This window comes from Hymenobacter sp. UYP22 (assembly GCF_040547285.1).
GTDB lineage: Bacteria > Bacteroidota > Bacteroidia > Cytophagales > Hymenobacteraceae > Hymenobacter.
Map to the genome: position 1 here is coordinate 310,686 of NZ_JBEPPK010000003.1, position 12,245 is coordinate 322,930.

The 12,245-nt window shown below is 57.6% G+C and carries 13 protein-coding genes; 5 read left to right on the forward strand and 8 right to left on the reverse strand.

Annotation, left to right across the window (positions count from 1 at the left end; genetic code table 11):
• Positions 1-95 precede the first annotated feature (95 nt).
• Genes ABIB60_RS07580 through ABIB60_RS07590 form a run of 3 tightly spaced genes read right to left on the reverse strand, consistent with a single transcriptional unit; the run spans position 96 to position 2,460 of the window.
• Positions 96-950 (reverse strand): hypothetical protein, encoded by an 855-nt coding sequence (locus tag ABIB60_RS07580; RefSeq protein ID WP_354578888.1) that lies wholly within the window; start codon positions 948-950, stop codon positions 96-98.
• The gene (locus tag ABIB60_RS07585) at positions 931-1,062 is read right to left on the reverse strand and encodes a hypothetical protein (protein WP_354578890.1); all 132 of its coding nucleotides are present in this window, start codon (positions 1,060-1,062) and stop codon (positions 931-933) included. The genes ABIB60_RS07580 and ABIB60_RS07585 overlap by 20 nt, the downstream gene beginning before the upstream one ends.
• Positions 1,063-1,089: 27 nt before the next feature.
• The gene (locus ABIB60_RS07590; RefSeq protein WP_354578891.1) at positions 1,090-2,460 is read right to left on the reverse strand and encodes a saccharopine dehydrogenase C-terminal domain-containing protein; all 1,371 of its coding nucleotides are present in this window, start codon (positions 2,458-2,460) and stop codon (positions 1,090-1,092) included.
• 202 nt (positions 2,461-2,662) lie between these two features.
• On the opposite strand from ABIB60_RS07590, the gene cdd reads away from it, so the two are divergent.
• Both cdd and ABIB60_RS07600 read left to right on the forward strand, forming a co-directional pair.
• Positions 2,663-3,157, forward strand: coding sequence for a cytidine deaminase (cdd, locus tag ABIB60_RS07595; RefSeq protein ID WP_354578892.1), 495 nt, complete (start codon positions 2,663-2,665; stop codon positions 3,155-3,157).
• A 2-nt stretch (positions 3,158-3,159) separates the two neighbouring features.
• Positions 3,160-3,822 (forward strand): alpha/beta hydrolase, encoded by a 663-nt coding sequence (locus ABIB60_RS07600; protein ID WP_354578894.1) that lies wholly within the window; start codon positions 3,160-3,162, stop codon positions 3,820-3,822.
• Positions 3,823-3,879: 57 nt separating this feature from the next.
• On the opposite strand, the gene ABIB60_RS07605 is transcribed toward ABIB60_RS07600, so the two are convergent.
• The 4 genes from ABIB60_RS07605 to ABIB60_RS07620 all read right to left on the reverse strand — a co-directional run bounded on the left by ABIB60_RS07605 (position 3,880) and on the right by ABIB60_RS07620 (position 8,726).
• Complete coding sequence (locus tag ABIB60_RS07605; protein ID WP_354578896.1) at positions 3,880-4,626, reverse strand: SDR family NAD(P)-dependent oxidoreductase; 747 nt, start codon at positions 4,624-4,626, stop codon at positions 3,880-3,882.
• A gap of 180 nt (positions 4,627-4,806) precedes the next feature.
• Positions 4,807-5,652, reverse strand: a complete 846-nt coding sequence (porT, locus tag ABIB60_RS07610) for a type IX secretion/gliding motility protein PorT/SprT (RefSeq protein WP_354578897.1) — start codon at positions 5,650-5,652, stop codon at positions 4,807-4,809.
• Positions 5,601-6,329, reverse strand: coding sequence for a bifunctional demethylmenaquinone methyltransferase/2-methoxy-6-polyprenyl-1,4-benzoquinol methylase UbiE (ubiE, locus tag ABIB60_RS07615; protein ID WP_315996454.1), 729 nt, complete (start codon positions 6,327-6,329; stop codon positions 5,601-5,603). Before ubiE ends, porT begins: the two co-directional genes overlap by 52 nt.
• Before the next feature lie 129 nt (positions 6,330-6,458).
• Complete coding sequence (locus ABIB60_RS07620; RefSeq protein WP_354578898.1) at positions 6,459-8,726, reverse strand: OmpA family protein; 2,268 nt, start codon at positions 8,724-8,726, stop codon at positions 6,459-6,461.
• 451 nt (positions 8,727-9,177) lie between these two features.
• Between ABIB60_RS07620 and yihA the strand changes: the two genes are divergently transcribed.
• The 3 genes from yihA to ABIB60_RS07635 all read left to right on the forward strand — a co-directional run bounded on the left by yihA (position 9,178) and on the right by ABIB60_RS07635 (position 10,995).
• Positions 9,178-9,795: a ribosome biogenesis GTP-binding protein YihA/YsxC gene (yihA, locus tag ABIB60_RS07625; protein ID WP_354578899.1), complete on the forward strand. Its 618-nt coding sequence runs from the start codon at positions 9,178-9,180 to the stop codon at positions 9,793-9,795.
• A 75-nt stretch (positions 9,796-9,870) separates the two neighbouring features.
• Complete coding sequence (locus ABIB60_RS07630) at positions 9,871-10,353, forward strand: energy transducer TonB (RefSeq protein WP_354578901.1); 483 nt, start codon at positions 9,871-9,873, stop codon at positions 10,351-10,353.
• A gap of 30 nt (positions 10,354-10,383) precedes the next feature.
• Positions 10,384-10,995, forward strand: coding sequence for a DUF5606 family protein (locus tag ABIB60_RS07635; protein ID WP_354578903.1), 612 nt, complete (start codon positions 10,384-10,386; stop codon positions 10,993-10,995).
• Positions 10,996-11,129: 134 nt separating this feature from the next.
• Here ABIB60_RS07635 and fbp read toward each other — a convergent pair whose 3' ends face one another.
• The gene (fbp, locus tag ABIB60_RS07640) at positions 11,130-12,158 is read right to left on the reverse strand and encodes a class 1 fructose-bisphosphatase (protein WP_354578905.1); all 1,029 of its coding nucleotides are present in this window, start codon (positions 12,156-12,158) and stop codon (positions 11,130-11,132) included.
• Positions 12,159-12,245 lie beyond the last annotated feature (87 nt).

Below are 12,245 nucleotides of genomic sequence, written 5' to 3' on the forward strand. Positions count from 1 at the left end.
CGAAGCGGTAGAGATGCTTCGACAGGCTCAGCATGACGTTCTTTTCAAATTCCCAAACACGCTCTTAGCATGGGCCGGCTCAACCCGGCACCTTATCATTCGCCCTTAATTACTTCCTCATTCACGGGAAGCAGGTATGCCAAACGCCGCCTGCTTTTTAGCAGCAACCCCAGCAAGCAGGCCACCAGCAGCGCCATGTAGGCCGGGTTGCTGCCCAGGATGGATACGGCCACCGCCACCGCGCCGGCCTGGGTGAGCCGGGACAGCGTGGCGTGGGGATAAAAGGCGTATTTGGCCAGTATCAGCATGGCCACTACTACCGCGCACCACACCAGCAGCCCCAGCGTACCGCCGGTACCAGCCGGCCCCCACAGCATTACGAAAGCCAGTGGGGCCGTGGTAAGGCCAAAATACAGCCAAGCCCACCCAATCCGGTTCCGCAACCACGCGCCGGGTTGGCCCAATGCGGGCAGCAGCCACAGCAGCGGTTCGGCGGGGCCGTACGTTTCCAGCAGCAAAAACAGCCAGCCCACTATAGCCAGCGCCGGCCCGGTAGCCGTGTGGTGCGTGGCGACGGCCACGGCCAACAAGGCCGCCCAGCCCACACCCAGCCACCAGCGCCGTCCTACGCTCACCCACTCAAACGCCACGCTTCGAAATAGGCTGCGCCCTGGCTTCCGCTCAGTGCTGGCAGCCACTACCGGAGCCAGCGCCACCGTGGCCGCTAGCAGTGGCGTCAGCAGGGCCGGTAGCACCCGGCCGCGCCCCAGCAGCACTAACGCCACCGGCCAACTCAGTAGCGCGTATTCCACCGCCAGCCAGCTTCGGAACCGGGGAGCCGACAGCTGCAGAAACCCAATATCGGCGCGGTGGCGGTGCAGGCTCAGAACCAGTGCCCCAACGGCCAGCGGTACCAGCCACACCAGCTGCTTACTGGCGGCGGCCAGCAACAGAGCCCAGCACCAGCAGCAACATGGTACTCAGCAGGAGCAGCCGCCACCAGCCCACCTCCCGCAACAGCCGAACCAGCAAACGAAACCGCAAACGTAGGTAGTGACGCATGGCTGCCTCAACGCCGGACCAAGCCGGTTATTTTGCGCTGGTACTGGCAGCCAATACGGCCGGCTCCTGGCTTTCCTCCACAAACCGGATACCGTAGTCCTGCTCCAACTCCGCCAGAATGGGCTCGTACAGCGCCGGCTGCGTGGGAATAACCACGCCGCGCTGCGTCAGGTGGCCCTGCGCCAGCTGCCGCACAGCCATGCCCACGGGCAGGCCCACAGTTTTGGCCATGGCCGTGTGCACGGCATCATCGCCCAGCACTACCAGGGAGGACGTGTGCCCATACCGTTCACCTTGCAGCTCGTATTCAAACTGGTGCTGCATCACAATCATGTCCCGGTCATGGGGCTGTAAGGCCCATTTTTCGGTAAGCAGCTTTTCTAGTAGCTGCGCCGGCGTGGCGTTGGCCAAGCCCACAGGACGGGCCGTGAAGAGCTCCAGCCATTCCAGACGCTGCATCACGCTTCCCTGCGGTTCCAGGCCCAGGTAAGCGGCCACGCGGGCGGCCAGGTTACCAGCGCCAGTGGGCAAATAAGCCTCCACCAGTTCCCTCCACGTCAGGGTAGCAGCGTTGTCGAGGTGCACGGCGTCATCGGTGAGGCCCAGGCGCACCAGCGCGTGCCAGGCGGCGCAGTAGCCCGACCGGCGCAGGGTACCGCGTAGCATCGTCGGAATATTTTCCAGGCCGTAGGGCGCGCGGTAGCTCAGCGAGTCGCGGTTGGCGTAGCCCTCAAACTCCCCGAAGCCAGGTACCGCCAGCGTTTCGGTGCGCGCAAACAGGTGCTGGTACGGGATGAAGCGCAAGTGGCCTTTGTCTAGAAACTTAGCCGTACTCTGGCCCGCCAGCACCACGTTGCGCGGGTTCCAGGTAAACTTATACTTCCACGGATTATCCCCCTCAGCCTCCGGGGCCAGCAGCCCCCCGCAGTACGATTTAAACGAAGTCAGCTGCCCGCCCCGCGCCCGGATATCCGTTAGCACGCGCATGGCCGACATGTGGTCGAGGCCGGGGTCGAGGCCGCATTCCATCAGCAGGGTAATGCCGGCCTCTTGGGCGGCCGCATCCAGAGCCCGTATTTCCTCACTCACGTAGCTGGCCGTAGCTAGGTGCCGCCGGTGGCGCACGCAGGCCCGCGCCACCGCCCCGTGAAACAGGGCCGGCAGCATGGAAATAACCACATCGGCCTGGGGCACCAGCTCCTCCAGCCGGGCCTCATCGTGCACGTCGAACGGTACGGCGCGGGCGTATTCGGAGTGGGCCGCCAGTACGGGAACCAGGTGGGCCGGCTGCACATCGGCCACGGTCAGGTACCAGCCCTCGGTGGGGGCGTGCAGCAACAAGTACTGAATCAGGGAAGAAGCCGAGCGGCCGGCGCCTAGCAGCAGAATACGGGTCATAGAAGGGTGGAATGGCGGGCGGGAACTTGGCTGCCAATATCGGGGAAATGATTGAGCCCCGCCCAGCAGGCGGGCCCGTCCTTACCCAAAGCCAGTATTATTTGCGTGGGCTTACCGGAACCGGCAGAAAAGTTGTACTTTCGCCGCCCCCTTTTTCACTACCCGGGGCCGCCAGCCGGTGCCGGGCCGTTCTTTGCCTCCCATGGCCCACCCCCTTCATCTGACCATCACCGTTGACGTGGTGGCTTCCGAAGCCGACCTCACCGCCGCCGAAGCCACTACCTGGCAGGCAGCCCGCGCGGCTACCGACCACGCCTACGCACCCTACTCCCACTTTCACGTCGGTACGGCCCTCCTGCTCGATGATGGCTCCATCTTCCGGGGAACCAACCAGGAAAACGCGGCCTTTCCCTCAGGCCTTTGCGCCGAGCGCACGGCCCTGTTCGGGTTGGCTGCCACCCAGCCGGAGCGGCGTATTGTGGGCATGGCCGTGGCCGCCCGCCCCGCCAATGGGGAGTTTGTGCCGGTTACCTCCTGCGGGGCCTGCCGGCAGGTAATGGCTGAATACGAGCACCGCCAGAAGCAGGCAATTCCGCTGCTGCTGCCCGGCCCCGACGGCAGTATTTACCGGTTCCGCTCCCTCTCCGATTTGCTGCCCTTCGGCTTTACCCCCGATGACCTGCCGCCCGTGCAATAAGTATGGCCGCGCAGGAACAGCACATACACGTCACCCGAACCGCGCGCTACTACCAGTTGGGTGAGCTGTCGGGGGCTACGCGGCGGGTGTGGTTTGTGGTGCACGGCTACGGCCAGCTGGCGGCGTACTTTATCCGCCACTTTGCCCACCTCGCCGCCGCCGACCCAGAGTTAGTAATCGTGGCACCCGAGGCATTATCGCGCTTCTACCTCCAGGGCACTTCCGGCCGGGTAGGCGCCACCTGGATGACCAGGGATGACCGCCTGACGGAAATTGCCGACTACGTGGCCTACCTCAATCAGCTGGCGGAGCAGTTGCTCCCGCAGGCTTCCGCTACGGTAGAAATTACGGTACTAGGCTTTTCGCAGGGGGCCGCCACCGTCAGCCGCTGGCTGGCTCAGGCTGTCTTCCGGCCCAGCCACCTGGTACTTTGGGCCGGCGGTTTCCCGCCCGATATGGAACTGCCCACTGCCACGCAGCTGCTCCGCCAGGTACCCGTTACGCTGGTGTGCGGCACCGATGATGAGTTTGTATCGGAGGCCAGTCTCAACCAGCAGCAGCATTTCCTGGAACAGCTAGGGGCCAAACCCCACCTTATCCGTTTCCCGGGGGGCCATGCGCTGCATGCGCCTACGCTGGCGCAATTAGCCGGTCTTCCAATCTAAAAAGAGCTCCACTCGCCTAGCGGGTGGAGCTCTTTTTAGGTTACGCACATGACTACGTTAATTACGCCGGATGGTGGTGGCCGCCCCTTGCGCAGCAGGTAACAATAGTACCTCGGCCACGTTCACGTGGGGCGGGCGCGTTACCATAAACCGGATAACGTCGGCCACGTCTTCCGCTTTCAACGGCTCGAACCCATCGTACACCTTCGCGGCCCGGGCCGCATCACCCTTGAAGCGCACCTCCGAGAATTCTGTTTCTACAGCCCCGGGGTTTACTTCCGCCACCCGAATGTTGTGGGGTAGCAGGTCCAGCCGCATGCCTTTGGTAAGGGAGGCCACGGCGGCTTTGGAGGCGCAGTACACGTTTCCGTTGGCATAGGCCTCATGCCCCGCAATGGAGCCGATGTTGACGATATGCCCCACGTTGCGCCGCATCATGGCCGGCAGCACCGCGCGGCTCACGTACAGCAGCCCCTTCACGTTGCCGTCCAGCATATCGTCCCAGTCCTGGGGGTTGCCTTCCTGGACGGGCGCCAAGCCGTGGGCGTTGCCAGCGTTGTTAATCAGCACATCCACGTCCTGAAATTCGGTGGGCAGACTACTCACGGCAGCCTCCACGGCGGCCCGGTCGCGCACGTCAAATGTGAGCAGGTGGGTGGACGTACCCGCTAGCTCCGTGGCTAACTCCTCCAGCCGCTCCCGGCGGCGGCCCGCCAGCACCAGCCGGAAGCCAGCCTCCGCCAGCGCCACGGCCGTAGCCCGCCCAATTCCCGACGAAGCGCCGGTAACAAATGCAGTTTTCATAACGAGTAAATGAACGGGCTACAAGTTTTCGGCCACCAGCAGCAAGCTGATTATTCATCATGGCCTTGCCGCTAAAAACGAACTAAGGTCTGTGGACAGTAACTCCAAAAGGCATTTTGATGCTGTTTAGCCCGTCATGCTTACTGTCCACACAGCCTGGTAAGCATGTAGCCCAAAAATCTACCTACCCGACCAGATGTTCAGGTAGAGGGTTACAGTATTGCTTTTCATGCTTTGCAAACTGCGGCTGTACACATCATTGTTGCCGGCTACATACAGGTTGGTGAGTCCGTGAGAGAAGCGCAGTTCGGGCGAGAACTTGAAGAAGGGATAGAACAGGTCCATTCCTACGCCGTACTCCAAGGCTACATCTGAGCGGCTAGCCTCCAGTAAGGTCAGGTCAGCATCCTTTTTGCGCCCCCCAATGGTAAAGCTGGGCTTCACCCCCCCGATGATATACACCCGGGAATTGCGCCGCCGCTCCGATTTCAGCTTGAACAGCACCGGAAAATCAACCTGCGTAGTACCTATTTCCTGATCCTCAATCTCCTTTGGGTCGTTGGCACCAGGCTGGTACCCTGTTTGTTGTTTAAACTCAATCCGCCGCGTCAGGAAGCTTACCCCGGGGGCTAGGTTCAGCGCACCATAATTCCCAATCCGCAAATCGGCCAGAAAGCCCACTGATCCGCCCGGACTTACCACGGAGTTAGCCGATACACCAGTACCAGGTACATCTTGGCCGTTTACAACGCGGGGGTAAGCGGCCGCCGACTGCTCAATCTTATAGCGCGAGAAATTGGGCGCTACGTACATACCCAAGTGCAGCCACCGGTCATCGTAGCCGGGCAGGTTATTAACCGTCACCGATTTAACCCGCCCGCTTTTGCTTCGACTAGCCCCCGTGAGGCTTTTTTTCTGGGCTTGCGCGCTAACCGATACGGCCCCGCAGGCCAGCAGCAGCAAAGCCGCCCGCACTATTTTTGCGCTGTGTAAATGGAGCTGATACCGAACGTGAGGGGTTGCCATGCAGGAGTAGTAAAGCCGACTTTACGCAGGATTGCCAGAAATTCCTGACCATCCGGGAATGCCTGCACCGATTCGGGCAGGTACGTGTAAGCGGCGCGGTCTTTGGAAATTAACTTACCGAATACCGGCAGAATGTTCTTGAAGTAAAAGTTGTAGGCCTGCTTCATCGGGAAAGCCGTAGGCTTGCTGAACTCCAGCACTACCATTTTGCCACCCGGCCGCAGCACCCGGTACATCTCCGAGAGGCCCTTCTCCAGGTTCTCAAAGTTGCGCACCCCAAAAGAGGCCGTTACTGCGTCAAAATGGTTATCGGGAAAGGGTAGTGCTTCCGAATCACCTAGCTCCAGCCGGATGCGGTGACCCAGTCCCTTCTGCTGCAACTTGCGCCGCCCCACTTCCAGCATGCCTTCCGAAATATCCACACCCGTAATTTGCGCGTCGGGCGTGGCTGCCCGCAGCGTCTCAATGGCAAAGTCAGCGGTGCCGGTGGCAATGTCCAGCACCCGGGCCGGCCGGAGCTGTTTCAGCTCGTTCACGGCCTTACGGCGCCAGTAGATATCCGTGCCCACGCTCAGGAAGTGGTTCAGGAAGTCATACTTACCGGCGATGCTGTTAAACATCTGGGCCACCTGTGACTTTTTGCCGGCGGCGTCATCTTTGTAGGGTACTACGGACATACTTCTCAGGGCGAAGAACGAGAAAACTCAGGCGAAATTGCCCAATTACAACGGCCCGTCCAGCATTATGTTAAAAAAAAACGGGTCGGGCTGCTGGCCCGACCCGTTTGCTCTATTCAAAACCAGTGCTTAGTCGTTGTCCGTCTTCACTTTGGTTTTTGCACCGTCAGCATCTTTAGCTTTCGAGTCGATGGTACCGTCTTTGGTTACGGTCTTGCTCTTCTCGTCGTTAGCGCCTTTGGTTTTCACCTTCACTTTGTCGCTGTCCTCATCCACTTTAGTTTTCACCTTGGTGCCATCGGGCAATTTAGCTTTGCTCTTGCCAGGCTGCAGGGGAGCAGTGGTAGTCGTGCTGGTACCGGTTGAAGAGGAACCGGTAGAGTTAGCACCCGAAGTTGGTCTTGGGTTCGACAGCACCGGAGCAGCATCACCTTCCTTGGTAATCACGCGGAAATCGGTGCGGCGGTTCAGTTGCATGTTCTCCGGCGAATCGTTCGGGGCTGCCGGACGACGCTCACCGTAGCTTACCGTTACCATACGGGTTTCGGCCACACCCTGCTTCTTCAGGTAGTTGTAGGCTACGTCAGCACGGTTCTGGCCGAGTACCATGTTGTACTCGTCGGTGTTGCGCGAGTCGCAATTACCTTCAATCGAAATGTTGATACCGGGGTTGGCCTTCAGCACTTCGCTGATGCGGTTCAGCTCCGTAATCGACTCCGGCCGCAACTTGTACTTGTCGGTATCGAAGTAAATCGGATTAAGCTTGGCATAAGTAGGGCTCAGCGTATCAATGTATGGTACGTAGAAGTCCTTAGTAATCGTGGTGGAGTCGTTGGTCGAAATCGGAACGGCAAACTCCTGCGTTTCGATGTTCTTTCCGTCTTTCGATACGGCTACCTGATAGGTACGACCCGAAAGCACGTTTACTTGGTAGTCACCGGTTACGGGCTTAGTGATGTCGCGGTAGCTCAGAGCCGTTTTATCGGCCTGGGTTCCGCTGAACACCAGCTCCACGCCCGGAATTATCGTGCTGTCACGCTGGCTCAACACCCGGCCCCGGATGATGGCGTTCTTGATGTAGTTGATGGTGTAAATATCCTTCTCACCGTAGCCCCCGATGCGGTACGACGACAGATAGGCGTAAGAACCATCCGGCGACAAACGGTAGTAGGTATCATCATCCGGCGTGTTCACGGGGTAGCCCATGTTCTCAGGCCGGCCCCACTTGCGGCCCACCGAATCCCAATCTGACTTGAAGATATCGTAGCCACCCATGGTGTTGTGGCCCCGCGAAGAGAAGTACAATGTTTTGCCGTCGCGACTCAGGAAGGGGCTATCATCATCATAGGCCGTGTTAATGGCCGTACCGATAGTTTTAGCCGCTCCCCAGTCCCCACCGGGCTGGCGGGTAGCGTAGTAAATATCCAGCGTGTTGTCTTCCGAGTACTTGCTGGTGGAGAAGTAGATGGTTAAGCCATCGGGCGTAATGTAAGCATCCGACTCATAGCTCTTCGAGTTGATGTTGTTGTTCAGCTTCTTGGGCTCCGTCCAGTCAGCACCGCTCTTCTCCGAATAGAAGATGTCACCATCTTCATCGTTGCGGTACATGAGCAGCTTGGTATCGTTGTCGAATACCTGAATGGAAGCATCGTGGCCCTTGGCATTCAGTACCGAGCTCAACGAGCGAGGCTTCTCCCAGTTCTCATCGTCGATGCGCTTGGCTTCGTAGATGTTCTCGTAGTACTGGCCATCGGCGGCAATCTTACCCTTGCCCTTTTTCTTGCCCTGCATATCCTCCGTCACGGGCGCATTGCTCATGTTGTCGGAGCGCGAGGTAAAGAGCAGTACCTTATCATCGGTGGAAATAACCGGGCTATGCTCCGACCATTGCGTATTGATGGTAGGACCCAGGTTCTTTACAAAGATGTCCTTGGGGCTGTTAAACTGCACCTTGGCATTCTTGCTGTGCTGAATCAGCTGCGCCAGTTCCTTTTTACGCGTGTCCTTGCTTTTCAGGGTCGCGTTGTAGGCCTGGAAGTGGGTAATAGCCTCGTCAAAGTTGTAGTTCAGGTGGTCAACCCGGCCCAGCCAGTACTCCACGTCTTTCGACACGTTCTTCTTCAGCCGCTGCGCTTTGTAGATATAGTCGCTGGCTTTTTCCTTGTCGAACGTCATGTAGGAAATACCGGCCCGGAACAAAGCTTGCGCATTGTTGGGCTCTTTTGCCAGTACCTGCTCATAGTACGGCAGGGCAGCCCGGTAATTCTCTTGCGCAAAAAGTTTGTTAGCCGTCTTCAGTTGCGTACGGGTGCTCTGAGCCAGGGCAGGCTGGGCCACAGCAGCCGTAAGCGCGAAGGCGCACGAGGCTTTTAATAACCTTCTGACTAAGTTGTCCATTTTGGAGGGTGTTAAGGAAATAAGGAGTTGCAAAGGGAGTGATAACCCGGCACGCCGACTGCGCGCGGAGCGGGTTTTCAAGAGTTGCCTCTTATACTGAAAACCTGCTTCAGGGTTGAGAAGACCTTGGGAAAAAAGTCAGGCTACAGGCAAAATAAGCCAGTGTCCATTCCTGTTTATCCCACCTGACCATCCCCATACCCGGGGAATTGGCGGTCAAAGATAGAACTTTTATTATACAGCCTTGACCGTATCTAATTCTATAAAATAGCTGACGCTGAAGCAGAAAAGAATGGGTGTTTTCACTCGCAAAACTGTTTATACATCCATTGCTGGACGCACAAATATAGGCTGACTACTTAAACTACAATGTTTTTCTCCAAAAAATTATGCAACTCCCCACCCATTTCCGAATGCGTACCTTTGTGGCCTGTATCCAGTAGCTGACCTGATGAATATCCAGAGCACAAAATTTCTGATGAGCAATTCTCGCGTAGAGGGCTGCCCAGCTCCCACCCTACCAGAGTACGCCTTCATCGGGCGCTCCAACGTGGGTAAATCGTCGTTGATTAACATGCTGACGAATCATAAGGGGCTGGCAAAAACGTCTTCTTTACCGGGTAAAACTCAGCTAATCAACCATTTTATTATTAATGACACGTGGTATCTGGTTGATTTACCGGGTTACGGCTACGCGCGAGTAAGCAAAGATTCGCGCGAGAAATGGGGCCGGATGATTAATTTTTATTTGCGCCGCCGCGAAAATCTGATGTGCGTTTTTGTACTGATTGATTCCCGGCACAGCGCGCAGGCAGTTGATCTGGAATTTATTGAGCAGCTGGGCACCGAAGGAATTCCATTCGTATTGGCATTTACCAAGGCGGATAAACAATCGGGTAGTCGCACGCACCAAAACGTAACGGAATACATGCAAAAACTAGCCGAAAGCTGGGACGAGCTGCCCCGCCATTTTATTACATCAGCCGAGGAAAAAACCGGCCGCGAAGAGATACTGAAGTTTATTGGGGAGGTAAACCGGCAGTTCGCAGAAACGGCCGATAATGCGTAGATTGGCCTCGTAATTGCGTGGCTCCGGCGGGAGCTCTCCCACCGTATTTTACCGCCTTTCTCCGCTTCACTATACATGAAAAAACTTGCTTTTTCGCTGGGCATCGGGCTGTTGGCCTGCTCGGCTCCGGCCTTGGCTCAGAAAACCAAAATAAAGGTCAAGACTGACGGCCCTACTCTGGAAACCGGTGCGCAAAAAACGCCGGAGAATTCTGAGGAATCGGAAACAAAGTCTGCCACTCCTAAGGCCATACCCGTGGCGGAGTACTACGAGGGTGGACAGGAGGCCATGTATGACTTCATTAAGAAGGAAACGCGCTACCCCATCATGGCCCGCCGCAACCGGATCCAGGGTGTTTGCATTGTGAGCTTTACGCTGAACACGGATGGCACCATGTCGGGCATCAAGCTGGTGAAAAACATTGGTGGCGGCTGCGGCGAGGAAGCGCTGCGGGTGGTGCGCCTGCTCAAGTTCAACAAGCCTGACTATGCGGTGCTGACCAGCATCCCCATCACCTTCAAGCTGCCTGCCCCCGGCCAAGCCGCCCCCACTGAGTAACTTTGCACTTTCAACAACCGCTTACTTTTTATGCCCTACGACCTGAAGGAAATTGCCGCCATCAGCGGAATGCCCGGTCTGTACCGTCTGGTGAAGCCTACCCGCGCCGGCGTTATCATTGAAGCTCTTGATGCCAAAGGCACCCGTTCCGTAGCTTCGGCCCGCAACAAGGTGTCGCTGCTCCAGGAAATCTCCATGTACACCCAAGACTACGACCAAACGGTGCCGCTGTCGGAGGTGTTTGACCGGATCTACCAGAAGCACGGTACGGGCCTTGCCCTCACCAACAAATCGGACGACCGGGACCTGTCGGAGTTTATGTCGGGCATCATGCCTGACTACGACCGGGAGCGGGTGTACATGTCGGACATTAAGAAGCTGGTGCAGTGGTACCACGTGGTGAGCAAGAACCTGGAATATCAGGCTCCAGCTGCCGATGAGGACACCGCTGAGGAGGCTACTGCCTCAGAAGAAAAGCCCAAGGCCAAAAAGAAAGCCACCAAGAAAGACGAAGCCGGTGCCGATGAGGCCCTGAGCACGGCCGGTATCATTCCGGCGGCCGAGGAGACCAACGCGGCCGGCAACCCCGAGGCTGGAGAAGCTAAGCCAGCCAAGAAAACAGCAAAGAAAAAGGCTGAATAACGCTGCTTTCTTCCGTGAACTAACAAAAAAGGCTACCCATAATCGGGTAGCCTTTTTTTGTGCGGCTGCACCTGAAAACCGATCTGGCAGAACGCTCCGCATCTATTCACGGCGCAACTAACGGCCGTTGGCGGCTACTCCTTCAGCACGGCATCATAGGCAAACTCGGGCGCCAGAAACTCCTCCACTTTCTTCACCAAGTCAGGAGAGCCAATGAACAGGGGGCACCGCTCGTGCAGGTCGTGGGGCTCCAGCTCCAGGGTGCGGCGGCGGCCATTGCTGGAGCGGCCACCGGCCTGCTCCACAATGAAAGCCAGGGGGTTGCACTCATACATGAGGCGAAGCTTACCGTTGGGAGCTTTTTTGGAGGTTGGATACAGATAGATACCGCCCTTCAGCAAATTGCGGTGGAAGTCGGCCACCAGGGAGCCAATGTAGCGGGCCGAGTAGTTCTGCTCTTTGCAATGGGCCACAAAGGCCTTCATGCCCGCCGAAAACGACTCCGAAACGCCCTCGTTGATAGAGTATACCGTGCCGGTTTGGGGCGTTTGGATGTTGGGGTGGGACAGGAAAAACTCACCCAGGCTGGGCTCGTAGGTGAAGCCGTTAACGCCGTTGCCGGTAGTGTACACGAGCATGGTGCTGGAACCGTAAATCACGTAGCCAGCCGCAACCTGGTGCGTACCCGTCTGCAGGCAGTCCTGGGTGGTGCCTTCGATACCGGTGGGCGATACGCGGCGGTAAATGCTGAAAATAGTGCCGATGCTGACGTTTACATCAATGTTGCTGGAGCCATCGAGGGGGTCGATGGCTACCACGTACTTGCCCTGCAGGTTACCGGTCTGAATCATCTCGTCGTCTTCCTCCGAAATGATGGTGCAGACCTCACCTCCGTTGCGCAAAGCCCGGATAAAGCGGATGTTGGCAATTACGTCCAGTTTCTGCTGATCCTCGCCCTGCACGTTGCGGTTGCCATACGCCCCGGCAATATCAATCAGGCCAGAGCGGTTGATTTCCCGGTTCACGATTTTGGCCGCCAGGGCAATATCGCGCAGCAGCTGGCTTAGCTCGCCGGTGGCATAGGGAAAATCTTCCTGCTTGCGCATAATAAAGCGGTCCAGGGTAGTGCCTACGGGCAGGGCCAGCTTGTCGTGGTTGGTCATGAGGTGAGAGAAAAGCGGGTGGGAAAAGTCAAAATTAACCAATTTACCGGACAGGTAGCGAAATTTCGCTGCCTAGTTACCCAGGAG